We start from the raw sequence: 24,530 nt of genomic DNA, 5'->3' as shown, positions 1-24,530 counted from the left end.
GCCATAAGAAAAAGAAGGTTCGTTCCTGAGCGGTCACATCAAAGCAGAGATCAAGTAGTAATGCTGTTATTCGAGTGGTTTCAACTCCCCTCGTGGAGACGGATTTACAGTGCGGTCGACCTCGTCAATCAACTGCTGTTCAATCTCTTTGATGCGCAGCTCAAATGACTGCATTTGTTCTGGTTCCTCTTTGATCTCCGCTTGGATACGATCCACTTCCTGCAGGGGTTCCAGCAGGTTGAGTAGAGCCTGAGATCGTTTCTGGTAATCCTTGTTTTCCGCCTTGATCACAGAGGGCAGGGCAGCCAGGTAAACCATTGTCACAACCAGCAGAACGACCAGGCTGGAACGCCTCAGCAGGAGAACTCCCTCTTGCCAGATCTGCGAATCCAAGGCATTCGACGAACGTGACCGGCGCAGGAGAGACCAACTGAGTAGAATTGACAGAGACAGCAGGACGGCGAGTCCTTCTCCATGATGTGACGTCCACTGCGGATAAATCCAGATCCATGTGGGGATCTGTTTTTGCGGTTGCCGGTTCTGGGCGGCCAGCGCGAGAAATGGATTCTCATCAGCCACGGAAATATCACCGCCGAACCAGGTTTGTATTTCTGCTGGATTCAGTGAGCCTCGAAAGACCATAGAACCGGTGGGAACGATCAATAGAGTGACCAGGAAAACGAGGCCCCAGACAGTCAGCTTGCGGCGTGCAGACCACCCGGGGGAACATAAAAAACGAATCACGATGAAGACCGCCGTTCCATAAAGAACGGCGAGCAGCAGTGAAACCGGGATGAACAATGCCAGGGAAGCGTGTAGCCAGGACTGTTCCACAATTGTCTGCAGGGGTCTATATTGAAAACAGATCAGGACAGGAATCAAGAGAACCAGCAGCAGCGAAATTAATGGGATCCAGGTAATATTTCCTCGCTTACGGATCATTCGCAGAGAAAAGGTTAATATCAGAATCAGACTGACCCAACCGAGAGTCAGCAGCAGGATGTTCCAGACACGTTCCGGAAGGGCATCCGCCGGGATTACTCCCCAGAGAAACAGGCTCAGGCTCACTCCAGAAAACCAGGCAACCAGGGTTCGCCACCAGCCCGGTCGAGACGCGGTACCTGTTTCACACCAGCCAGCCCAACGAGCAGTCAACACCAGCAACAGTGAGAGTAGAAACAACAAGAGAATAAAAGGTTGGCTGAGTTCAGTCAGCGTTGTTGCGAGGGGCGCCTCAAATGCGGGTTGTGCGTCCTGCTGAGCATGATAACGGTTCAGGGCTTCCATAAAGAGCTTCCGCTGCAGCCAGGCCTGATGCAGATCCTGCTTCAGTTGAACAGCTTCCTCAGGAGTGAAAGACTCCGGATGTGTCTGCAACACCTGGAATGAATGTCCCAGTCCCAAAGTGCGGAAGCTGTATTTAAAGAATGTCAGTTCATACAGATTGTCACGGCCCTGCAACTGCTCTACGATTCGCAATTCACGGTCTGCATTCCGTATCACTGCGGCGTACTTTTTTTGCAGCAGATCGGATTTGCAGGAATTGTCCAACCAGCGTAGCAGTCGAATGACAATCATTTCAGCGGGATAAATGGCATTCCGCCCTTCTGCAGCTTTGATCTGCTCGCCCCGCGGGAGTGATGTCTGTTCTAAAAAGGCCAGGGTCGCCGACCAGGTAATCGCCCCCATATCCAGGGTTGGTTTTTTCTGTCCCGCCTCCAGTCGTTGCTCAGCCTGTGCATAGATTGGGGGATTCGTGATTTTCAGAGTCAGACGATATTCGTCATCCCAGACCGGTTCGGCGGACTGCTGATAGAACCTGATCGCTGCCAGGTAGTCGTAGAATGCATTCTCCGGATCATGGGCCGCACACTCATCCAGCAGCGACAGCCAGTCCTCGGTGGACGGTTCCCACTCTGATTCATCGCTCAGCACAAACAGCAGTAACGCGCGCTGTCTCCAGAAATCGACATCTTCCGGGGCAAGTTGCGTGGTGATCGCTGCCTGTTTCAGACAGGCAGCGCGACACAGAGCCTGATACTCTGCTTCTGCCCGATCTCTGAGTTCAAACAGGTTTCCAGAAAGTTCCCTCGCGTCTTCAGTCGTTAAGATGTCCCGCTTGAGAAACTCATACTGCGGCTCGGTGAGCATCCAGGCTGCCCCCAGCGCGACCTGGGCGTCGGTCCGGGTTGCGGGGATTTGCTCAACCTGCTGCAACCAGTATTGCGCCTGTTCCTCGGGAAGTTCCTCGCTGACCGACGTCGTTTGCCCCAGCAGACGCCAGGCTTCCGCTTTCCAGTCATGCCACAGCGAATGCCAACCTGAAGGGGACCCGCTGACGACAATAACCAGGCGCAGGCCGAGCACCACGATGACCAGGCACAAGATCAGCCGGGGCCACTTTGATTTTCCTTGCCGGTCTGTTACCACTGAATCGCTTGGCATATGGAATGACAAACGTCTGTTATAGCAGAATGGATCAACGGGTTCTTACTATTTTCCCCGTGATTTCAGGATTTCTTCAATCAATGTCAGTTTCTGCTGCTGGTATTTGAGTAAACGTCCATCGCCATACAGACAGAGCAGTGAAATGGGAAACACAATCAGAGCACAGACGGCCATCCAGAGTGGAACCCAACCCGGAAACAGATGCAGGCTGAAGATTCCTGCAGACACGAATGCCATGATCAGGTGACTGCGGACGCGTAGTTGCTGAATGCGAATCTGCTTCCGGACCTGTGGTGCCAGTCGTGCCGGGTTCTTTCCGGCCAGTTCCTGTTCAATGTCGATTTCCATTCGGATCGCTTCATCCTTCCTGGAAGAGTCCATTTAAGTCCGGACTTCAGTCTGTTCCCTGCGCTGATATCGATACTGCATGCCCAGCAGGACAAAACCGATGATGGGCAGCACGATGTCCGTGTAAAAGATCAGCCCGGCATTCCCGGGAGCAAAGTTATGGGCTGTGATCATCTGGTAGACGTGTCCGCCTGCAGCGCCCAGAAGAAACATCGACGGCCCAACCACCGCTGCGGCCCGCATGCCCAGACTGCCACGGAATGCCAGAAAGCCCACCACAGCATAACCCAGACTGGCGGTCCCCACTTCAAACTGAAACGGACTCTGGGACCAGCCGATGAAACTGGCTGCCATCTCGCCAAAAAACGAATGCATGATGAAGTTATAGAAGAAAGAACAGCCTATGGAAAAGAATAGTAACCAGGCAAACAGGGACTCAACAATGTTCGCTCGTGACAATGGTCGCGGTTTTCTCAAGAGAGAAAATCCGGAAACGATCAGTCCCAGGATCAGAAAGGTGAGAGTAAAATTTTCCATGACAAATTGAATCAGCTTACCCATAGGTCACTCTCTGTTGGAGAAAGTTGTGATAATCACATTAGTTTACATCGTCTCAGCATTTATACAGTTGTTATCTATCGGCTATTCTATTAGGGTTGCTAAGCATCAGCTTGTTTTTTGAGAAATCAAAAGCGATTTCACAGGAATCAGGCAGTGAGGAATGTAACTGATAATGCGAACTAAGCATAAAGATCACAGTTACTTAAGAAATATTTATTCAATCTGATTGAAAAACGAAGAGGAAGCCACGAGGAAGCCCCCCGAGTTTGTTAACCGCGTGCAGGCTGCATTGAAGCCCGCCGGGTGAGAACTCATAAAACAGGGGGGAATATACAATATGACAAACAGTGTAGTCTGTAAATTTGGTGGAAGTTCCGTAGCGAACGCTACTCAAATCGAAAAAGTCCGTCGCATTGTCGCCGACAATCCCCAACGACGGTTTGTGGTGGTCTCGGCTCCGGGGCGAGTCCAGAAAAACGAAGAAAAGATCACCGATCATCTGCTCAACATTGCGACCCGGGGGCAGCACTTTCGCGACTCCCGCAAGTCGATCTCCGCAACCGAGAGCAAACAGGCGGTCATCAATCGCTTCAGCGGCATCATCTCCGACCTGGAGATCGAAGGCAACGACCTGATCGAGTCGCTGAAAACCGATCTGGAGCCCAACCTGGATGGCGATAAACGGATCGCATTCCTTGCTTCGCGGGGCGAGCACTACAATGCCCGGATCATCGCGCGGTATTTTCAGAGAAAAGGCATGGAAGCCCGCGCGTGTCTGCCGGAAGAATTCGGCTTCCTGGTCACTGACAGTTACCTCGATGCCAAAGTCGAAGAGCCCGCCTACGATAACATTGCGGTCCTGGACGAGGAAGAGACCGACATGGTCACCGTCATTCCCGGTTTCTACGGCGTGACCGCACAGGGAGAGATCGCCGTCTTTTCCCGTGGCGGTTCCGATCTGACCGGAGGCGAGATTGCCTATGCGATCGACGGCGACAAGTACGAGAACTGGACCGACGTGAGCGGTGTGCTCGAATCCGACCCCCGCATCATCTCTGCCGCCCGGGCGATTCCCCGGCTGACGTTCAAAGAGATCCGTCTGCTCTCCTCCAAAGGAGTGAATGTCTTTCACCTCGACGCGATGCTCAACTGCCGGAAACGCAAAATTCCGATTCATGTCCGCAATACAAATCACCCCGAAGCCGCCGGTACGCAGATTCTCAACGAGCGCGTACCGGAAGAGGGCGTGGTCGGCATCGCCCGGCTGGACAACATGGCTTATATCTACCTGGAAAAGGACATGCTCTGCGAAGAGGTTGGCTTCACCGCGACATTGTTAAAGATCTTCCAGAGCTACGGGATCAACACCTACCATTATCCAACCGATAAAGACGACATCGCCGTTCTGGTCAAGCAGGATGACCTCAAAGGGAGCATCAACGACCTGCGGCGGGCCATTGAAAAACAGCTCAAGCCCGATTTTATGGACGTGGTCTACAATCTGTCAGTCATCACACCGGTCGGCCTGGGACTCAAACGCAACTCCTATCCGCTGGTCGATGCGATCAACGCGCTGGGTGAGCACCATATTCCGATCGAAATGATCGATCAGAGTCCCTCACAGATCTGTTTCCATATCGGCGTCAGTCAGGCCGTCGCCGACGATGCCTTAAACATTCTGTATCGGGTCCTGATTAACGACACCCGCGCCTGAGGCTGAGGGCGGTCTGCCTGCTTCAATATCCCGGAGGGAACTGTCCCTCCAGGGCTTCCGCTACCAGTTCATTCAGCACCTGATCGTTAAACTCGTAGCGCACACGACCTGCAAACGCCCGCGCTTCGGGACTGCGATCGTTGTGAATTAACAGGGCGATCAGGACAGCGGCGTGCTGATAGAAGGATTGATTGAAGTCGCTGTTATACCAGAAGCGGGAGTGTTGACGAAGATGCTGAGGCAGATTCGTATGAGAGGGCCGCTGGTGCAGGAAATTCAGAGCTGATAAATGGATTTCCAGAGTATGTTCAGGATCAATATATTTCCCGCATACCTGATACTCACCTGCACGAATCAAAGACGATTCGGCATCCGGATAACATTTGAAAGCCAGATCCGGGTCTTGCTCATCCAGCGTGAGAAACAGGGAGGCCGTTTGTTGCTCCTCCTCCAGCTTTTGATTGATATTGCTAAACTCAGCAAACTCGTGAACGTCACCCTCTCCGTTCAGCAGTTTTGCTTTTGCCAGATCACGGAAATCCTTGAGCTTCTGCAGAGCAGGGGGATATTCGGCTCCGAGTTCCATCCATTTTCTCAATACGGATGATCGACGAATCTCAGGTAACGATTCATTCTGATGATACCAGACATGCTTGGCCAGTGCTGCCGCATAGCGACCCGCACGCCGGTCTGCCTGGGCTTCCCTGAGAACATCCCGCGACGACCAATCGTCGGGAGGCTGCCAGTTCTCGAAATCATCTGCGGAAGCATCAGACATGAGCAAGTTCCTCGCAATACAGGTCAGGGTTCTACCTGAATCAGTTTACCATAAATGGACTGAAACGTAATCCAGCCGTTGATCCGGCCGATGTTATTGCCGATCTGAAAGCGTTTGCCCTGGATGGCTTTGATCAGATGCAGGTACTGACTGCCATTCACTTTACAGAGCACAATGTCTCCCTTCTGGAGTTCATCTTCCTCAACGGGGGCGACCGTGCAGAGCTGCCCGGATTCGATTTTCCCTTTCATGGAATTACCCCGTGGACGGAAAGAGACGGTCTCACCTGCCTGCAGTTGTTCAATGTAGTGTGTGGCCCAGCCGATGGGAGATTCGTTCTATACAGCATTGATTGGCAATAAGGAAATTAATACGGCCAGGAAGGTGGCACTGTTCCGGCCAGGGCGGAATCAAGGGCTTTATGGAAGTCTGCATTATCCCACTCTTTGCGGGCCTTGTCTGCGATGCTCCGCGCTTCTTCCTGACGGTCATTGACAACCAGCAGGGCGATCAGGATGGCGGTCTGGTTCGAGAAATGCTTATCGGAGAACTCCAGAATGCCAGGGCCGATCTGTGGGTTTTTAGCTAACTGCTGATTGGCTTCTCTTGTGCGAACCAGTAGCTGGTAAGATTTTTCCGGTTCCAGATACTCGCCACAGATTTTGTATTCTTTCGCTTTGAGCAGCGCCGGCTGAGCCAGCCTGTATGCAAGTTTTGCCTTTTCGGGATGCTCTTTGTGGAGCAGTAAAAACGTATCGACCGTCATGTTGTTTTGGTCGAGCGTGCGGTTCAGAGCTTCCAGTTCCTGGAATGAAGTCGCAACATCCTTTCCATCCAGCACCTGTTTTGTGGTCTGGTCACGTATCTCTTTCAGTTTTTCCAGTGCGGGGGGATAGATCTGAGCCAATTGATCCCAGTAGGCCAGAGCAAAAGAGAGCCGAACCCCTGTGAGCGCGGAATTATATTTGAGAGCGTTCTCATGGAACCAGACGTGTTTGGCGAGAGCGGTCTGGTAGTCTTTCGCCCGCACATCGCTGCGGATGCTTTGCAGAATCTCCTGCGGATTGGGATTCTGCGGGGGCTGCCAGTCCGCTGCAGGGACCGTTACGGGAATCAGGCACATAAATACGAAAAGCATCAGTTTCATGGGACTAAACCTGTTATAAAGAGGAGTGCGATGTGCCTGCACGTTTTTGATTATACAGCTTATGATTCAAATTGATACCACCAACGCAATTACGGGCTCATTTCACGGTGCGACGGCAAACTTCTGAATGCGGTGGTTATAAGCATCGACCACATACAGGTTGCCCTGACTGTCAAACGCCATCCCGTGGGGGGCGTAGAATTCGCCTGCAGCCGTTCCCTGTTTTTCGCCGCAGCCGCGGAGATACTTTCCTGCTGACGAAAACTGTTGCACGCGGCCGCTGACGGCGGAGATCCAAAGACGATCTTTCTGATCAATACAGACCGCAATCGGTCCGGTGAGACTTTTTACCGGCTGACCTCCAAAGCCGCTGAAATAACCGCCCAGTCCACCCGGGGTGTCGGCGTCGGTCGCCCAGTGCTGGAGCAGCTTTCCTTCCGCTGTAAACTGCTGGACGCGGCAGTTGGCGCCTTCGGTCGTCCAGAGGTTCCCCTCAGAATCGAAGGCCAGGAACTGCGGACCGCCGACCCGTGAGTTGGGATTCGCTTTGCCTCCGAATTCGCCCGGCTGACTGCCGTGCTTGCCCCACTCAAACAGGAACTGGCCCGTCGGATCAAAGACCTGCACCCGGTGGTTGGTCTGGTCGGCGACATAGATGCGGCCGTTGTCCGCCACCGCGATGCCTCCCGGGCAGTTGAATTCTCCCGGTCCTTTCCCCTGCTTCCCCCATTGGCGAATGAGCTTCCTCTGGGGAGAATAGATCGAAATCCGATCGCCGATTTTATGCTTGCTCGATCCCGAAGCTACGATGTGCGAGATCACCAGATTCCCCTGCTTGTCGAACGCGAGCCCACCCGGATTGGGAAGTACAGAAAACTGCCCCAGCAGCTTGCCTGCGCGATCGAATTTCTGCACGCGGTCATTCAGGTGATCGGTCACATAAATTTCATCGCTGGCATTGATCGCAATATCGATCGGAAAATGGAACTCGCCCGGCTGGTCTCCCTGCTGCCCCCAGGTTTTCAGAAACTGAATGGGAGTGGGTTCTGCGGCGTTGATAATCGGTGGATGTATCAGAGCGTGCGCTGCCAGAAGACACAGGCAACAGAGCAGGCCGTTTCTCAAAACATGATTTTTCATTGAATCAGGTAATTCACATTCCTTTTAGATCAGGAAAGGGATGGGGCAGGACTCGATCATAGCCGACTTGCTGATCTCAGGCAAAGAGATTCGGGGACTGCTGAATATCCTGCAAATAATTGTGCAGCGAGGTGGCCTGCTGGTATAGAATAGAGACAGACCTGAATTTCCATGAAAGTAAGCATCACGAATGGCAACGCGCGAACCTGAATCACCGTCCGAATCCGAATGGTCCCGTCGCGGAGTGCTGGGGGCAGCACTGGGCAGCGCCATGGCGGTGTTGCGCCACTGGTGGCATGGAACTCCGCTACACGCGGGGCTGCCTGCCGCCCCGGAGCATGTCACCCCGCAGACACAGGTAGCCATTGAAGGCGGCTTGAAATGGCTCGCTTCCCGGCAGGTGGCAGATGGTGGATTTGGCAGCCGGGGTTCCTATGCGCGGAACGTGGGAGTCTGCGCACTGGCGGGGACCGCATTTCTGGCACATCGCGGCATGACCGGCCCGTATCGTCGCGCGATTCAGGAGTGCATCCGTTATCTGCTCGCAAGGGCACAGGAGAATGGATTCATCGTCGAAGCGGAGATCCGCACGCATGCGACGCTGTATGGTCACGGATTCGCAACCATGTTCCTGGGACAGGTCTTCGGCGAATCATATGATCCACGAGTCCGCGAAACGTTGAAAGCGGCGACAGAGCTGATTCTGAATCTACAGAATGAGCAGGGGGGCTGGTGTTATACGTCCGACCCCAAAGACGCGGATGTTTCGATCTCGACCTGCCAGTTGCTGGCTTTGTTCTCGGCCCGACAGGCGGGTATCGGCGTGCCTCGGGAAGCGATTGAGCGGAGCGTCGATTTTCTCAGGCGGGCCCAGAACGAGGACGGCGGTTTCCGATATCGCCTGGACGATCCTCCGGAATCACTGTTCCCCCGCTCGGCGGCCGCGGTGGTGGCACTCACCTGTGCCGGCCTGGGACAGGATCCCCTGGTGCAGCGCGGACGGGAATACTTACAGCATCCGCATCCGCCGCTGGAACTCTCCCCGGGGAAACTGGCAGAATACCATTTCTATGGACGTTTCTACGCGACGCACGCCGCCTGGCAGGTAGGACAAAAGGAATGGGATCGCTGGTACCCCACAGTCCGCGACGAGCTGCTCATGCAGCAGTCAACGAGCGGCGCCTGGCACGACGCCAACATCGGCGATGAATACGCGACCGCGATGGCGCTGATCGTACTGCAGTTCCCCTTTGGTAATGTTCCATTACTGGCGATGCGCTGAATGACAATATTTCGAGATCACAGTGCGAAAGGAAACCATCTTTAAAAGAGATGGGCACCCAGATTGACGCTGTGCTCCGGAGCCTGGGTCAGAAACAGGTTATCGTGAAAGCGATCGACGAATCCCAGATTGACAGAATGGGATGCATAATGCTGGCCCTGATCTGAAGAAAAGCGGCCATTGATTGAGAACGCTCCGGTCTGGTTCTGCTTCAGATTAAACAACGGGCGTGTGTAGGATCCCCGGTCAGGCGCACCATGCTCGGTCCAGCTGAAAGTAAACCAGACCTCCAGCTGATCCGCCTGCTGTTGAAACTGGAATGACCAGTACTGGGCCTCTGAGGTGGGGATCAGCGTTGTCTGTTGCAATTGAAAGTCAGTTTGTTCTTCAGCGCTGACTTGATGCACGAATATCGAGGGCAGGGGACGCGGCTCAGCAGGTAAGAGCAGCCTGTGCGGAACGGCGTTCCTTTTCGCCGCGGCAGGCATCCCTCGCGATTTTTTCGTCCAGAGAGTCGTGATGTGTTGGATGATGATCATGGTCAGTCAGGCTGGGAAAAAATCAATTGAGAGAATCGCCGTCTTCCGCTTCCTCCGTGAGCTCCGCATACGCTTCCTGGAACTCTTCGATCTTATTCCGCAACTGGTCAAAAATAGATTTGAGCTGTGCATTCTGTTCCAGTTCGGGTAGCAGGGGCTGCATGCAATACAGTTGTGCCTCGTAGCGGATCTGAGGGAAGTTGGTTTTGATTTCTGCGAGAATTTCTTCGGTCCGGATGCCCTCTGCGGCAAAGCGGAGCAGGAGTTCGATCGCATTTCCCTGCGTCCAGTCATATTCGCCCCAGGCGATTTCTCTAATGAAGGGAAGGGCGTCTGCACCCAGGTTATAGATCAATTCGAAAATCGCGAACTGACAAGCACTTAACCAGCCACCCAGGCCATGCTGTTGTACGTCGTAGGCATCAGACTGTGGCGGTGGATCATGAAACATTGTTCTGAGCTGATCTAGTTGAGCAACAAAGACTTGTTGTGACTCCTCGCGGGCCAGTTCGCGAAACCGGTCATCGATTCCCTGCGTGAGCAGGTGCTCGGCCAGTCGGGAAATGATCGCGTTCAGTTCATTCGGTGTCATCGAGTGGTTCGAATTCATGCTTGGCTTTTTTAAGAGAGTGGTAAGTAGATTTTTATTTCAGGACAGTGCATGGAGCCAGAAGGTTCCCGCCCACAGTTAGCGGGCGCCCAGATTCACCGGCGAAGAGGAAGACCGGTCAGAATAAAACGAGGTTAACTCATTCAGTCTGATGCCCGTATTGTTTGCGGGGGAAAGCGGACGCAGATCATAGTCCTGTCTCTGCAACCGGCCTGCATTCTTGAACTGCGGGTTCGCACGAATATCCCCCGTTCCCCGGACCGCTGGTTCAGGAACGCCGCCGTACCAGAGATTGTGATCGAACTCGATCTGGTCCACCGGGCCTGCGACGTCTGTCAGTGAGGCACGTCCGGTCTGCTGAAAGATGTTATTGACAATTCGAGACTGCCGATGTCCGCTGTCGGCATCAATGTGGAGCAGGGGACCGGTCGAACCACAGGCCGTGTTGTGGGCAATCAGGGTCTGCTTCAGTCCACCTCCCCGCTGATAGTTGCCGGAATAAATGGCATAGTAATTATTCACCAGGATATTGCCGACGATGGTATTATCAGCACTGGGATTTTGATAACCACCATAATTTTCATTGGCGATCTGGATTCCAGACGCAGGCTGATTGAACCGATAAAATTCCCGCTTACCGGTAGAATAGACCAGGTTGCGACTGACGAGCGTATGCGTTGTGTTATCCAGATAGACGTTAACAGAAAAATTGTCTGAGACGGTGTTCCCCTCAATGGTCCCTATATCTGATAGATAAAGACCGATGCCTTCTCCATAACAGCGGGAAACGGTGTTGTTTCTGATCGTCACATTCTTCGACAGCCCGGCACCAACGCCGAAACTCCATCGCTGATGCGGTTCTCTTTGATTCGACAGCACACAATCGGTGATGGTGTTGTCTTCAAACAGCAGATCATGAACGGGATCATCCAGGCGGTTATAACCGGCGTAGATCCCACTGCTTTGACAGTTCTGAATCTGGTTGCCCGAGACTGTGACGTGGTGAATCCGGCTCCCTGGCCCCCAGATTGAGATACCGATTTTCTGTGCATTCCGGATTGTCAGTCCCTGAATCCGCACATGATGCGCTAAGACATTGATCAAACTGGAGTCAGCGGGAGTACCGCGACCGTCAATCACTGCCGTTTCACCCTGCATCGCACGCACCGTGATCGGGTTCCTCTGAGTCCCGGATGAAATCAGATTTAAAGGGCGGGACTGCGGATAGTTGCCTGCGCGGAGAATCAGAGTGTCCCCCGGTTGGCGGGCAGTGTTCAGACCACGGGCGATACTGCGAAAAGGCTGATTCAGCGTGCCGGGGTTCTGATCAATGCCATTTGGCGCGACATAATATTCGGCAGCAGTCAGCTTTCCGGCAGACAGCATCAACAGCAGGATGGCAATCGACGGTAAGCGAGCGAATGAATACACGGCAGAACCTGTTGTGAGAAGGGAATCAGCGAGGGTGACGGCTTTACTCTCAGATTAGTCTCCCCTTGTCAGGAATACAAACAAATAATCGATCAACTGTTCCTGAATTGTACGCCCGGGGTGTTCTGGTATGCTGTATGATAAACGTGTCTGTGAGACTTTTGACCGGGGCATCGTCATTCCTTGATACGAGAACACGCTCGATGAAAATATTATCTGATCAGCACACGGCTTTTGAACTGGAAGCACACCAGCCGGAGATCGCGTTTCTTCCCATCGGGGCGACAGAACAACATTCAAGGCACCTCCCGCTCGCCACGGATACGATCCTCGCCGATCAGCTTTCGACGGCCATCCTGGAACAGCTCAACTGGCCCGGACATGTCTTCCTGCTGCCGACATTGCCTGTCTCTTCATCCGAAGAAAATACCGGCTATCGCGGGACCATCAGTTTCACCCCGTTGACCATGCGGAGTATTGTGCGAGATATCTGGGATTCACTTACACGGGTCGGCATTCAGAAGTTGATTGTCTGCCCCTGGCATGGCGGCAATTTTATTCTCAAACCCATCATCCGGGAATTGAATTGTGAGAAACAGCAGTGCCACCTGTTTTATCTCAATCCCTGGGAACAGGTACCCGCTGCCATTTACGATCAGTTTGCACACGGTTTCGAAGTGCACTGCGGCGATGTGGAAACATCGTTAATGCTCGCGCTCTGTCCGGAGCAAGTCAAAGCAGAGCGGGTGGATAATCCGACACCCCACTTCAAGGCACCGTTGCAGGATATGTGGTCGATGAAAACGCTTTCCGGCGGAGAAGGGCATACAGGGCATCCGACTCAGGCGACTGCAGCTAAGGGGGAGATATTCAAGCAGGCGGTTATTGATAACTCGGTGCAGTATCTGCAGGAGTTACTGGAACTTTCGCAGCAGTATCCGGGGTATTGATTGATATCGATCTTCGACTTTGTCACATTTCTCAAAAAATCAAAATGATTTCAAAAAGTTCATAATTAGAAGAAATAAATCTCTTTCCTGGCGCATCTGAAAAGATATAGAGATTTCTCAAAAAACTGCGAACCGTTTTTAGGGAAACGTCTCTTAGTTAACAGTCAGTTCAACTGACAGACACGTTGGCATATTATTAATCACATTCAAAAACGGAAATTTACTCCGATGGTTTCTTATTTGTGGACAATCAGTTTCAAAGGCAAACCCGCAGGCAATCTCGAAGCCGGCCTCCCGGCTGAAGATACGCTCGCGCTGAATTTGCGCTGTTGACATCTGGTTGATCCTCAGGTCTCTGAAATCACCCGGTGTCGTCAGGCAGCGGTTTTTTTTGTGTCTTCACCAAATCCAATGATTAATTTACTGCAGTCAGGTGCCGTCCTGTTGGCCTCGCGCTCAGGGTACGCACTTTACTTTGGCCCGTTCAACTTCTGGTGAGGTTACCGGTCTTTCTAACCGGGTAGGTCGGGTTCGAATCCCACACGGGTCATTTATCTAATATTGAAGGAGCTTTCATCATGGTGAGTTTAACTCGTTCTAAACGCACGGCCCCTGTTTCTTTCCGGGGTCGTGGTGTAACGGTTGCATTGCTGGCTTTTAACCTTGCAGGTGGGGGTTCGAATCCCTCCGGCCCCATTAGTAATGAATTATGAAACGCACCGGTCGTCTAACCTGGCAAGACGCTGCCTTTGTAACGCGGTGATGTGGGTTCAAATCCCACCTGGTGCTCTCAGAACGGAAATCACAGTAACAGAAACAACCACCAATTTGCGCCCATGATGTAACGGTAGCCTACTGTCTTGCCATGGCGGAAGTGCGGGTTCGATTCCCGCTGGGTGCTCTTTTAAAACAGAACAGGGTGTGGGGAAGTCTGGTTAACCCGCGTGCCTTGGAAGCACGAGATCACTGGTTCGAATCCAGTCACCCTGACTCCGCTTTGAGCGGCACAGTGTTAGAAAACTGATTTACTGCGGTGGTACTCGTGTTGGTACGGGTGGGCGACTGTTAATCGCTTTGACGCAGGTTCGATTCCTGCCACCGCAGCTTGAAACCACAACCATTCACGCCTCTGGTGTAACGGCAGCATGACCGGTTCCAACCCGGTCGATCGGGGTTCAAATCCCTGGGGGCGTGCTTCATTCAATCTGGCTCGGTAGGCAACTGGCAGACCACTTTGGCTTAGAACCAGAGATGCTGTGGGTTCGAATCCCACCCGAGCTACTGAAATTCATTACGTCCTCGCGGAGCAGTCCGGAGTGCTCACCTGCCTGTCACGCAGGAGATCGTGGGTTCAAATCCCATCGGGGAGGCCTAAGTCAAGGCACGGTATGCAAACTGGTAAAGCAACGAAACTTAAAATTTCGTGATTGTCTGCGGGTTCGACTCCCGCCCGTGCTACTGGATAGAAGACACACGCGTTGGCTGGGCATTGGTGAGCCCAAGTGGCTGTAACCCACCCGCTTCTCGCTGTGGCGGTTCGACTCCGTCCCAACGCACTTATTGAACCACCCGGCCAGGTGGCGGAACTGGTAGACGCGCGACTCTCAGAAAGTCGTTCCTTCAAGGAGTGCGAGTTCGACTCTCGCTCTGGCCACTTTTACTTTTCTGCTGACGTCACTTTATCCGAGTTCAGGTAACGATGAGGATCATAAGCCGGCAGGTAATAGATCCAGTCGGCCGCTTCATAAAGAATCACTTCTTTAATCGATTCCTGCTTGAGTAAATCGTCGATGATCTCTTCCCGTCGACGTGTGGCCTGTGTTTTATCCCGGGCACGCAACGATTCCTGTGCTTCGTAGAAAAAACTCTTTGGTCCCCGATAGGTCGATCCATGATTGTCGGACTGATCTGCCAGATACGTCTCCAGTTGCAGCTTCGCAGGCCCCGAGTCAGGCAACAGCCGAAATCCCAGCAGGGCCGGCTCTACGCGCAAACCACGTAAATCGAGCAGCGCAGTACCTTCTGTAATGGAAGGGATCTGATTCAGCCCGCTGGTCAGATAGCGGTAGTAGCTCGCATCATAAGCTTCCCCTTCCGGTTGTTTCAGTCCGGGGAGAGCAGAGGTTACCTGCTGTTCAACGGCAGCCCTGGGAGGCATCACGGCACGGATTCGTGTTTCTGGAAACGTGTTTTCCAGATCCTGCAACAGGGCACGAAGTCCTTTGGCGACAGTAACGTTCCGGGCGTACCGCCAGACATATTCCGTATCGGGACTCTGACAGGTCTCTGTCCATTCACCGGCTGGCCAGGTGGTAATCTTTTCAACCAGTTTTGGATCATCCGATTTAAGTAATGATTGCAAAACATCCAGCTGTGCTGCTGAGACGGGAGCATAGGCGCGATCGAGTGTGAGCCGCCGGAACGACTTGCCTTTCCGCCGATAGTGTCCAGTGGTCTGCACGCCAGACTCACCATCGCCTGAAGTCCCGGCCAGATGCGTGTGCGAACGGGTATTGAGCATGATTTCGTCAAAGGCGGGTTGCTGGAGAATCGTCTGCAGCTGCTTGACGAACATCGCCCGCGTCGCACTCTGGTTCAGGTCCATAATCTCGGGGAGCCAGTCCGGTCCAAAGTCGATGATAATTTGATCCTGGCCCAGGGGACGCACCGCAGGTCCCTTACCCACAATGCGAAAGCTGTTCTCGATCGTCTGGAAGTCAGTGCGGTACCCGCCCGCGGGAGTGATACCGGCAATGCGGGTCGTCGCGTTTTCCGGACTGGTTTCCTCCAGTGCCCAGTACGCATTGAAACGACCCACGCGGTTGCCTGCTTTCGCATGCGCCGAGATCGGTAACTCTGCCGGTAACTGGACCTTTCCGGAAAACGGACTCCCCGACTCAATCACCAGGTAGCGGCTGCTCGGCGGTCGCTGAAGGCCGTCGATCTGAATCGCACCATCTTTTAATACGTTCAGTGTCCAACCCTTGAGCTCCCGCCGTTGCGCTGTCACCCGCTCAGCGATGGTGGCGTAGGTCTGCAATTGAAATTCATCTTTCGTATTCCGCACGAGCACAAACGAATCGTTCGCGATCGGCGGCGCGTCAGTCGCATAAATTTTCAAATCGTCTTTAGTCAATTCCTGCGGCTTCGATTCGGGAACACTTTCGAAGGTCAGGCTCACGACTTCAGTTTTGTCCGCATTCCCTGCCGCTTCAAACAGTTTGCGGTAATGCGCGAATGCCGTTGTCTTGGGACTGAAATTGGCGTTCGGTGTCGCGTAGGGCAGAAAGTTCCAGAGAAACGCGCCCTGCTCATCGAAGGCAGGGATGACCAGATATTTCATGAGTCCCTGCTCAAAGGGCCTGAAGGTAGCGGTCAGGGAGATCCCGTGGTCCGCAGCGCTCTGGGCATACCAGTTTCCCCACTCGGGATGCAGCCGAAACTGCATGATGAAACCGTGCCATTGATACGCCACCCGATGCCCACGGCGTCCATACATGACCCGATTTAACGCTTCACTGTTCAGGATGGCCCGTGCCTGTTTCGCATACAGCTCCCAGTTAGCGGCTCGATAATTGTCAGGGTTTTCAATGACGGGGTAAGCACCCAGCCAGACAATCAGCCGAGAGACTCCGTGTGCCTGCAGGCGGCGGAAGTATTGATCAAAGGCACTTTTATCGACAGGTTTCCACTGACTCGTCTCATTGTCCCAGAAGATGCGAATCAGATCATCCAGCTGATCGGACAGATAACTGATGGGGCGATCGGGCGGAGCAGGGTAGACCTGAAGCGTCTGCGTCTGCACGATCTTTTCTTGTTGTTTCAGTATGACGATGAGCTGAAATGAGTCGCTGTCTGTTTTGTTTGCAGATGTGATATGGAGTCTGCCATCCATGGAGACCGAGATCGCATACCCCTCGAAGTCCAGTTGGGGGCCTTTCGCCAGAAGTTTGCCTTTCTGTTCTGCCTTGAGCAGGATCTGATTATTCGCGGTCAGCTTACCTGAGATCAGTGGCCATGTACGCTGGCCGCCGGGCCGGTAACAGAAGGGAGCTTCAGTGTTCCGCTCAGAGAGCCACGCCGCCGATTTTCCCGCTTCCACATTTGTGACTGGGGCAATCAGTAGAAGCAGGCAGATCAGTTTCAGGACTAATTCAGTAGCGATACGCATTCTCTGATTCTCCATCTCTCGTTACTGTGGTCCAGGATCGGTACTGTCTGCTTCTTCAGAGCGTTTGGTAATCGGAATGAATTTCTGTGCCCGTTCGCCATAAATGTCTCCGACGTAGACGTTGCCTTTCGAATCCTGGGCGATGCAGTGCACCCCGACTGCTTCGCCGGGCTTGAGCCGTGAGACTTTGGGATTGTTTTTGTCCTCGCCGATATCTCCCAGGGGAATCGTCCACAGGCTTTTCACGTGTCCGTCGTTTGCGAGTTTCAGGAAGAGCTGGTCCTTGTACTCCGGGTATTTGCCATGTCGTTTCCACCAGTGCGGTGATGAACCACAGATCCAGAGATCGTCATCCGCAGTCACTGAAAGTCCCCAGGGCATCAATAGGCCACTCCACTGGTCGAGGAATTGACCCTTTTGATCGAAAATCTGGATACGGCCGCTGTTACGATCGGCGACATACAGTTTTCCCTGGGAGTCAACGACGATCGCATGAGGCAGAATAAATTGCCCTGGTTGGGATCCATACTCTCCCCAGGCTTTGATGAACTTCCCGTTTTTGTCCAGATGCACGATCCGCCGGTTGCCGTAGCCGTCCGTTACGAAAATGTCGCCCGACCTGGTGATAGCCATATCGGTCGGCATGTTGAAGTGCGTTTCATCCTGTCCCTTCTCGCCCCGCACACCCAGCGTCATCAGCAGTTTTCCTTCCGGAGTATATTTCTGCACGATGTGCAGACCGAAGTCGGTGACCCAGATATTTCCTGCATGATCAATGCGCAACTGATGCGGGTTAACGAAATTGTCTTTGCCCCAGGTTCGTACAAACTTGCCGTCGGCGGTATAGACCTGCACCGGATCCGGACCTTTCTTGAAGAACCAGACCTGATCCTGATCATCGACAGCCAGCCCTGATACCCAGCCTTTTTTGCTGACATGCTCGGGGTAATGCGGCCAGGCGGGATCGACATCATATTCGACAATCACCGGCTCTTTGGCAAAGCCGGGATTCTGAGCGAACAGTTCAGACTGACTGACAACAGCGAGGTAGAGGATGAACGTACTCAGAAAAAAGAAGTGCAAACCGGTTCGAGGACGAAGCTGGAACATGGCGAATGAAGGTCCTTTCTCATCAATTAGAATCAATGCAGACTCAGTGGTCCTGAAACTGCAGGAGCGAGGAACAGACATCAAAAAGTCCTGCACTCTGGTTTTATTCACACTAGCCTATGGCACTGTCTGTTCTCTATGATAAAATGCGCAAAAGTCTTTAGGATATGCGCAGTCAGCAACAGGTGACGACATGAGTGCGGCTCCCCGCGTGGCATTGCAAATTAATACTTCGACCGGTTTCAGCTCTCAGTTGATTCGAGGCGTGGTGCAATACGCGCAGGAGCATCAACGCTGGAGTCTGCTCGTCCAGCCACGCGGCGTGCGGGAACGCTGGCGGATTCCACAGCACTGGAAGCCGGACGGCGTGATTGCGCGGGTGACACAGCGTTCCCAGGCCCGTGAATTGCAGAAACTGGGTGTGCCTGTGATTAACGTCTCGCGAAGTGTGGTTTCCGGTTTTCCTTTTTCTCAGGTCGTTGCGGATGAGCATCTGGTCGGTGGCTGGGCCGCGGATTATCTGCTGGAACGCGGCTTCAATCATTTCGCCTACCTGGGACTGGTGACACAACCGCATTACACCGATACCTGTGGTCTGGGATTCAGGGAACGCTTGAATTCACACGGACACACCTGTGCCATGTTGCACACACTCAGTGCAGGCGGACGTGCACGCAAACAGCCGACGTTTTCTGAAATGAAACACTGGCTCAATTCGCTGCCGCTGCCGGTCGGGATTTTTGCAGCCGATATCGAAAGTGCCTACGCAGTGACCGATGCCTGCTGGTCGTGCGGTTTTAATGTGCCTGAATCGGTAGCAGTACTCTGTGGCGAAGACGATCCGCTGCTGGCTGAGATTTCGAATCCACCACTCTCCTGTATCGATGCCGATCCTCGACGAGTGGGGTATGAAGCCGCGGAGCAGCTTGATCTGTTATTGAGTGGAAAAAACGTCTCTCGTTCGGTCCGGCTGGTTCCAGCACTGGGTGTGGTCGAACGCAGATCGACGGATACGGTGGCCTTCGACGATCCACTGCTGGCCGCAGCGGTCCGTTATATCCGGGAATCCGCGACGACTCCCATTGATGTGTCCGACGTACTCAAAAAAGTGCCTGTCTCACGACGTGCACTGGAGCAGCGTTTTCAACGTCATCTGGGACGCACGCCTGCCGCTGAGATCCGGCGTATTCGGCTGATACGCGTGCAGGATTTGTTGCGTGATACCGACTGGCCCATGCCTCGCATCGCCCGGGCTGCAGGATTCTCCAGTACCGAGGTCATGAATCAGGTCTTCCGTCGCGAACGGGATCAGACTCCCACACAGTACCGGCGTCAGTCACGTTCCCACGCTGATTGATATTTAATTCTGAAAATCGGCCGCTGTCTGCGAACCTGAAAGGGTGTCACTGCGTCTTTCTGCTGGATTCTGAACAACCCGCGTGTTGTTTTGATTTTCAGCCTGTTGTTCGTTGTGGGGTCTGAGAGCCACACGCTTCCGAATTCCTGTCCTCTTCTGGCGAGTTGCGATCTTCATCGAGACTGATTCATCATGATCACGCACATTGACGCAGAGGGGCAGGTGCCCGGCCGACTCTCATAAGGTTGGAATACCCGGTTCGATTCCGGGCTCTGCTATTTCTATTTTCAGGGCTGGCATGTACCAAGGGCGGCGATGGACTTTTGCAAAGTCTATGTGATGGGTTCGATTCCCCTCCGGTCCATTCTTTTAAAATAATCAGAGCTAATTCGCCGATCGAGAAAGCAAAATGAGAGAGACCGATGAGACGCATTATCCAGGTAAGAAACTTCCTCAGCGCGACAGAATGTGCTGCGCTCATCGAACGTCTGGAACAGCAGGGCTTTAAAGAACAGCTCTCCGGCGATCGAGACCGCGTGGTCCGCGCCCGTTGCGTCTTCACGGATCAGGAACTGGCAGACACTTACTGGCAGCGTCTGCAGCAGCATGTTCCCGCTTTGACAGACGTTTATACGGATGGATTCGCCCCGTATCCGCATCTGAGTTCACCCCTGGCTGAGTTCCAGCCGAGCGGACTGAATGAAGTGCTGCGCTGTTACAAATATCTGCCGGGCGAACAGTTCCGTCGGCATGAAGACTTTGCCTACGAATGGAGCGAAACCCGCCGGACGTTTTACACGGTGCTGTTTTATCTCAACAACGAGTATACGGGTGGGGAAACCACGTTTGATCACAATCAGGTCGTACCGGAAACCGGACTGGCCGTGATCTTTCCGCACGAACTTTATCATTCAGGTAACATGGTGCAGACGGGCATCAAGTACGCGCTGCGTTCGGATGTCATCTTTGCCGTGCCTGACAAATGATAAAGGTGGAAAAGGGACCGGCTCCCCACCGGTCCTATTCCATTCTATACAAATAATTTTTAGCCTGTGGGTGTGATGGGTGCATGTCAGCCTCTGAAGCTGGTGGACCAGGTTCAATTTCTGGGCAGGCTATTTCGCCTCGGCGGTATCAGGAGCGAACAATCATATGGTTCCTGCGTATCCTCTCGGACTAGACGCTCAGATTTGCCAGATCTGGAAGGTCGTTCTCCACATCGGTGCCGCTCCGGGGCTTTTGATACAAATGACAACAGTAAAAAAAGGAAGAAGTCATGTTTCAGGTATATTTTAATGAAGCAGGTCGTGAGTTCATTATCAAGAACACACATCGCGGCCTGTGGTACGAAGACGGTAAACTCACCAAGGTGCTCGAAGCGGGCCGTTATGAAATTCCGCCGAAACGCTTTTGGGGAACGAAGCAGCCGATCGTGGAATGTCTGCTGGTCGATGTGCGTGAGCGCGAACTGACGATCAAGGGACAGGAAATTCTGACGGCTGATAAAGTGGCTATTCGTGTGAGTATCCTGGTGCAGTATCGGGTGAACGATCCCCAGGCGGCCGTGCATACAGTCGACAATTACGAAGACCGGATTTATACCGACGTCCAACTGGCGGCACGCCGTTCGCTGGCTTCGATGACGCTGGAGGAGATCCTCACGAACCGAAATCAGTTGAGTGAAGAGATCCTGTCTGATGTCAGCGAGTCTGCCGGCGGCTATGGTGTAAGCATCAAGCGGGCGGATGTGAAAGACCTGCTCTTTCCGGGGAATCTGCAGGAAATCATGAATCGCGTACTGGCTGCAGAACGTAACAGCCAGGCACAGCTTGTCGATGCCCGTACGCGGGCGGAAGTCGAGCAGATCCAGTCACAGTCAATGGCGGAAGCGACCCGTCGGGAAGCGGAGGCGGCAGCAGAAGCCCGTAAGCTCAAAGAGCAGGCGGAAGCCGAAGCACTCCGGATTCAGTCCGAAGCGGAAGCCCGGGCATATGAAGAACGGGCAACAGCAGCCGCAACGCTGGAAGGACATCCGGCGCTGCTGCGACTGGCCGAACTGGAAACGTTACGCGATCTGGCAGTCAATGCCAACGCGCGACTCTATCTAGGTTTTGACCGCCATGGTCTGAGTTATCAGCAGGCGGAAACCAGGGAGATCAGTTCCTGAATTGAAAACTCCCCTCCTGACGAGAAACCATCGGGAGGAGAGTTTCTGTTTTTTAGACAGTTCTCAATCAGGAAGCGTTCAACGCGTCCCGCACGCCGGCAGCATACGCCGGGTCGACCAGTTCGAAGTGTTTGAGCTGGCGGTCGACAATTTCCTGGGGTACGCCCTGCATGGCGGCGGCGATGTTGGAGAACAGTCGCGATTTCTGTCCGTCGTCGAACAGATTGAACAGGGCACGGGGTTGTGAGTAATCGTCGTTGCCTTCGCGGTGATCGTAGCGGTCTGCATCTCCCGAAATCTGCAGAGGCGGCTCAGCGACATCGGGACGTTCGACCGGTCCGTTGAAGGAGTTCGGTTCGTAATAGGCGTCCACGGGGCAGCCGTTCGATTTGAAGTGCATTGCGCCGTCTTTGTGGTAGTGATGCACGGGGCACCGCGGCTCGTTGACGGGCAGGGCTTCATAATGCGTGCCCAGGCGGTGCCGGTGGGCGTCGGCATAGGAGAAGACGCGGGCCTGCAGCATCTTGTCTGGGGAGTAGCCAATGCCGGGCACCACGTTCGACGGAGAGAAGGCCGCCTGTTCGATCTCCGCGAAATAGTTTTCGGGATTGCGGTTCAGTTCCAGCGTGCCGACATGTATCAGCGGGTAATCGCCGTGCGGCCAGACTTTTGTCAGGTCAAACGGGTTGTAAGGCGTTTCATCCGCATCGGTCTCAGGCATGATCTGTACCTGAAAATTCCATTTGGGGAACTCACCCTGTTCAATGGAATAGAACAAATCTTCCTGCGTACTTTCACGGGTTTTGCCGACTACCTCTTCCGCTTCCTCGTTGGTCCAGTGCCTGTGTCCCTGCTGCGTTTTGAAGTGGAACTTGACCCAGAAGCGTTCGTTTTTCTCGTTGATGAAACTGTAAGTGTGGCTGCCGTAACCGTTCATGTGCCGTACGTCAGTGGGCAGGCCCCGGTCTGAAAACAGAATCGTCACCTGGTGCAGTGATTCGGGTGAGAGTGACCAGAAATCCCACATTGCAGTGGGAGAGCGCAGGTTTGTTTTGGGATGCCGTTTCTGGGTGTGGATGAAATCGGGAAACTTGTAGGCATCGCGTACAAAGAAAACCGGCGTGTTATTGCCGACCATATCCCAGTTGCCCTCTTCGGTGTAGAACTTGAGGGCGAAGCCGCGGACGTCCCGTTCTGCATCTGCGGCACCCGCTTCGCCGGCCACGGTGGAGAAGCGGGCCAGCATTTCAGTTTTGGTGCCGGGCTGCAGTGCTTTGGCTTTCGTGTATTTGCTGATGTCGCCTTCGATGGTCAGTGTGCCATACGCGCCCCAGCCTTTCGCATGCACAACGCGTTCGGCGATCCGCTCCCGGTTCTGGTGCGCGAGCTTTTCAAGCAGCTGGTAGTCCTGCAGCAGCACTGGTCCGCGCGGGCCTGCGGTGAGGGAATTCTGATTATCGGGAACAGGGGCACCGCCGGTGGTAGTCAGCGTCGGCTTCTGATTCATCGTGTCACTCCTTGAAAGGATTTTAATAGCGAATTGTCTGCTGAAAAATATGAAAGTGATTCAATAGAACTCTCATTACTGAACTATATTGGGCTGTGATCAGCGTGTCTAATACAATCTACGTATAGTTGCGATAACCGGCGTGCATGATCTGTTGTCTGAGGTGAATACCTTGTCTGACTTCAACTGGGACAGGCATCCTGTTGCCTGGCGTATGTTCTGAGACGTTCCTGGAATGCCTGCAGCAGGCGACTTTGAAAGCGATACGGATTCCAGACCATCGCGATTTTACGCACCGGTTTGATACCGCTCATGGAACGATAAACGCGGCGGTCACTCTGATCCAGCTTGCGTGCCATCTGTGGGACCATCGAAATGCCATGCGAAAGCGAGACCAGTTCCTGCACCATTGCCAGCTGGCTCGTCTGTTCGACGGCCACCGGATGAAACGAACGCTGACGGCAGAACGAGACAATATTATCAGACAGGCAGTGCGCTTCATCGAGCAACACGAACGGGAGCGCTTTAATATCGTTCAGACGAATCTGCGGTTTGTTGACCAGTGGATGATCGGGCGGTAGAACCAGCAGCAGTTCTTCCTGAAACAGCTCTTCAACCTCCAGATATTTCGCTGGTACTGGCAACGCCAGGATGGCCAGGTCGATTTCTCCCTGGGTACACCGCTTCAGTAAATGGTCTGTGGTGTCCTCCTGCACGATAATCGAGGCCGCCGGGAATTCGGTGGAAAACTGTCGCAGCAGGTCCGGTAGAAAGAACGGGGCGATAGTCGGGATTGCCCCGATGCGAATCTGGCCACTGCGGCCATCATCCGAGATCTCGGCTTTGGTATCTTCAATCAAAGCCAGAATCTGCTGCGCTCGTGACTGGAGCAGGGTGCCGGCGTCGGTGAGGGCGACCGAGCGGGTCTTGCGTTCGAAGACCGGCTGGCCCAGTTCTTCTTCCAGTTTCTGGATCGAGCGGCTCAGGGCCGGCTGAGAAATATTCAGTTCTTCCGCCGCCCGGGTAAAGTTTCCCCGCTCTGCGACCCTCAGAAAATAGCGTAACTGATCGACTTCCATTGATGCATGTCTCCGCACGTTAATGTGATATTCGCATTGTATGGTGTGTCGACCATGAATGAAATGCATGGAGAACCGGCTGGATCTTTATCGCTGGTAAACCGGGCGAACTTTCCGGACGGAACTGCATAAATCATGGTATAATAGTGTGTTGAGGTTCGATTCCACTGGGGAAGTTCGTCGATATTAAT

At 53.6% G+C, this 24,530-nt stretch carries 20 protein-coding genes and 12 tRNA genes; 18 read left to right on the top strand and 14 right to left on the bottom strand.

The genetic code is table 11. The features are described from left to right. Positions 1–66: 66 nt before the first annotated feature. From F1728_RS06040 to F1728_RS06030, 3 genes are read right to left on the bottom strand one after another with little or no spacing between them, the layout of a single operon-like run. On the bottom strand, positions 67–2,445 hold the full coding sequence (locus F1728_RS06040; RefSeq protein ID WP_155363340.1) for a hypothetical protein: 2,379 nt from the start codon (positions 2,443–2,445) through the stop codon (positions 67–69). Positions 2,446–2,493: 48 nt separating this feature from the next. After that, entirely contained in the window at positions 2,494–2,829 is a 336-nt protein-coding gene (locus F1728_RS06035) for a hypothetical protein (protein ID WP_155363339.1), read from the bottom strand. Beyond that, positions 2,830–3,357: a DUF6790 family protein gene (locus F1728_RS06030; protein ID WP_155363338.1), complete on the bottom strand. Its 528-nt coding sequence runs from the start codon at positions 3,355–3,357 to the stop codon at positions 2,830–2,832. It abuts the gene before it with no gap. A gap of 337 nt (positions 3,358–3,694) precedes the next feature. On the opposite strand from F1728_RS06030, the gene F1728_RS06025 reads away from it, so the two are divergent. Then, the gene (locus F1728_RS06025) at positions 3,695–5,071 is read left to right on the top strand and encodes an aspartate kinase (protein WP_155363337.1); all 1,377 of its coding nucleotides are present in this window, start codon (positions 3,695–3,697) and stop codon (positions 5,069–5,071) included. A 22-nt stretch (positions 5,072–5,093) separates the two neighbouring features. Here F1728_RS06025 and F1728_RS06020 read toward each other — a convergent pair whose 3' ends face one another. The 4 genes from F1728_RS06020 to F1728_RS06005 form a co-directional block, all read right to left on the bottom strand. Continuing rightward, on the bottom strand, positions 5,094–5,849 hold the full coding sequence (locus tag F1728_RS06020) for a hypothetical protein (protein ID WP_155363336.1): 756 nt from the start codon (positions 5,847–5,849) through the stop codon (positions 5,094–5,096). Between the two features lie 23 nt (positions 5,850–5,872). Then, the gene (locus tag F1728_RS06015; RefSeq protein WP_228030803.1) at positions 5,873–6,145 is read right to left on the bottom strand and encodes a S24 family peptidase; all 273 of its coding nucleotides are present in this window, start codon (positions 6,143–6,145) and stop codon (positions 5,873–5,875) included. A gap of 71 nt (positions 6,146–6,216) precedes the next feature. Further along, positions 6,217–6,996, bottom strand: a complete 780-nt coding sequence (locus F1728_RS06010) for a hypothetical protein (RefSeq protein WP_155363335.1) — start codon at positions 6,994–6,996, stop codon at positions 6,217–6,219. Positions 6,997–7,098: 102 nt separating this feature from the next. Then, complete coding sequence (locus F1728_RS06005) at positions 7,099–8,136, bottom strand: NHL repeat-containing protein (RefSeq protein WP_155363334.1); 1,038 nt, start codon at positions 8,134–8,136, stop codon at positions 7,099–7,101. A 190-nt stretch (positions 8,137–8,326) separates the two neighbouring features. Here F1728_RS06005 and F1728_RS06000 point away from each other — a divergent pair, with 190 nt between their 5' ends. Further along, positions 8,327–9,418: a prenyltransferase/squalene oxidase repeat-containing protein gene (locus tag F1728_RS06000; protein ID WP_155363333.1), complete on the top strand. Its 1,092-nt coding sequence runs from the start codon at positions 8,327–8,329 to the stop codon at positions 9,416–9,418. A 41-nt stretch (positions 9,419–9,459) separates the two neighbouring features. Here F1728_RS06000 and F1728_RS05995 read toward each other — a convergent pair whose 3' ends face one another. The 3 genes from F1728_RS05995 to F1728_RS05985 all read right to left on the bottom strand — a co-directional run bounded on the left by F1728_RS05995 (position 9,460) and on the right by F1728_RS05985 (position 11,998). Beyond that, a complete protein-coding gene (locus tag F1728_RS05995; protein ID WP_155363332.1) occupies positions 9,460–9,957 on the bottom strand; it encodes a hypothetical protein in 498 nt (165 codons plus the stop codon). A gap of 22 nt (positions 9,958–9,979) precedes the next feature. Continuing rightward, positions 9,980–10,567: a hypothetical protein gene (locus F1728_RS05990; RefSeq protein WP_155363331.1), complete on the bottom strand. Its 588-nt coding sequence runs from the start codon at positions 10,565–10,567 to the stop codon at positions 9,980–9,982. A 78-nt stretch (positions 10,568–10,645) separates the two neighbouring features. Further along, positions 10,646–11,998: a right-handed parallel beta-helix repeat-containing protein gene (locus F1728_RS05985; RefSeq protein ID WP_155363330.1), complete on the bottom strand. Its 1,353-nt coding sequence runs from the start codon at positions 11,996–11,998 to the stop codon at positions 10,646–10,648. Between the two features lie 203 nt (positions 11,999–12,201). Between F1728_RS05985 and F1728_RS05980 the strand changes: the two genes are divergently transcribed. The 13 genes from F1728_RS05980 (at position 12,202) to F1728_RS05920 (ending at position 14,602) form a co-directional block, all read left to right on the top strand. Further along, positions 12,202–12,948 (top strand): creatininase family protein, encoded by a 747-nt coding sequence (locus tag F1728_RS05980; protein ID WP_194242701.1) that lies wholly within the window; start codon positions 12,202–12,204, stop codon positions 12,946–12,948. A 477-nt stretch (positions 12,949–13,425) separates the two neighbouring features. Next, positions 13,426–13,498 (top strand) — tRNA-Glu (locus F1728_RS05975). 74 nt (positions 13,499–13,572) lie between these two features. Continuing rightward, positions 13,573–13,644, top strand: a tRNA-Lys gene (locus F1728_RS05970). 20 nt (positions 13,645–13,664) lie between these two features. Continuing rightward, positions 13,665–13,737, top strand: a tRNA-Thr gene (locus tag F1728_RS05965). Between the two features lie 41 nt (positions 13,738–13,778). After that, positions 13,779–13,849 (top strand) — tRNA-Gly (locus F1728_RS05960). 14 nt (positions 13,850–13,863) lie between these two features. Further along, positions 13,864–13,938, top strand: a tRNA-Pro gene (locus F1728_RS05955). 39 nt (positions 13,939–13,977) lie between these two features. Beyond that, a tRNA-Asn gene (locus F1728_RS05950) sits at positions 13,978–14,052 on the top strand. Positions 14,053–14,071: 19 nt separating this feature from the next. Further along, positions 14,072–14,142: transfer RNA gene (locus tag F1728_RS05945), tRNA-Trp, on the top strand. A gap of 13 nt (positions 14,143–14,155) precedes the next feature. Continuing rightward, positions 14,156–14,229: transfer RNA gene (locus F1728_RS05940), tRNA-Leu, on the top strand. 15 nt (positions 14,230–14,244) lie between these two features. Then, a tRNA-Asp gene (locus tag F1728_RS05935) sits at positions 14,245–14,317 on the top strand. A gap of 11 nt (positions 14,318–14,328) precedes the next feature. Next, a tRNA-Leu gene (locus F1728_RS05930) sits at positions 14,329–14,406 on the top strand. 17 nt (positions 14,407–14,423) lie between these two features. After that, positions 14,424–14,504 (top strand) — tRNA-Tyr (locus F1728_RS05925). A 15-nt stretch (positions 14,505–14,519) separates the two neighbouring features. Further along, positions 14,520–14,602, top strand: a tRNA-Leu gene (locus F1728_RS05920). 3 nt (positions 14,603–14,605) lie between these two features. Here F1728_RS05920 and F1728_RS05915 read toward each other — a convergent pair. Then, complete coding sequence (locus F1728_RS05915) at positions 14,606–17,119, bottom strand: hypothetical protein (protein ID WP_155363328.1); 2,514 nt, start codon at positions 17,117–17,119, stop codon at positions 14,606–14,608. 21 nt (positions 17,120–17,140) lie between these two features. Then, entirely contained in the window at positions 17,141–18,229 is a 1,089-nt protein-coding gene (locus F1728_RS05910; protein ID WP_194242700.1) for a peptidyl-alpha-hydroxyglycine alpha-amidating lyase family protein, read from the bottom strand. Positions 18,230–18,422: 193 nt separating this feature from the next. On the opposite strand from F1728_RS05910, the gene F1728_RS05905 reads away from it, so the two are divergent. From F1728_RS05905 to F1728_RS05895, 3 genes are all read left to right on the top strand, one after another. After that, positions 18,423–19,586, top strand: a complete 1,164-nt coding sequence (locus F1728_RS05905) for an AraC family transcriptional regulator (protein ID WP_155363326.1) — start codon at positions 18,423–18,425, stop codon at positions 19,584–19,586. Positions 19,587–20,008: 422 nt separating this feature from the next. Next, positions 20,009–20,572 carry a 2OG-Fe(II) oxygenase gene (locus F1728_RS05900; protein WP_155363325.1) on the top strand — a complete coding sequence of 188 codons (564 nt, stop codon included), beginning with the start codon at positions 20,009–20,011 and terminating at the stop codon, positions 20,570–20,572. A gap of 290 nt (positions 20,573–20,862) precedes the next feature. Further along, a complete protein-coding gene (locus tag F1728_RS05895; protein WP_155363324.1) occupies positions 20,863–21,753 on the top strand; it encodes a slipin family protein in 891 nt (296 codons plus the stop codon). Between the two features lie 67 nt (positions 21,754–21,820). Here F1728_RS05895 and F1728_RS05890 read toward each other — a convergent pair whose 3' ends face one another. Then, entirely contained in the window at positions 21,821–23,260 is a 1,440-nt protein-coding gene (locus tag F1728_RS05890; RefSeq protein WP_155363323.1) for a catalase, read from the bottom strand. A gap of 182 nt (positions 23,261–23,442) precedes the next feature. Then, a complete protein-coding gene (locus F1728_RS05885; protein WP_149336473.1) occupies positions 23,443–24,339 on the bottom strand; it encodes a LysR family transcriptional regulator in 897 nt (298 codons plus the stop codon). Positions 24,340–24,530 lie beyond the last annotated feature (191 nt).

This window comes from Gimesia benthica, assembly GCF_009720525.1.
In the GTDB taxonomy this organism is placed as follows: domain Bacteria; phylum Planctomycetota; class Planctomycetia; order Planctomycetales; family Planctomycetaceae; genus Gimesia; species Gimesia benthica.
Note: the sequence above shows the minus strand (reverse complement) of the source record. Positions and strands in the feature narration are given on the sequence as shown.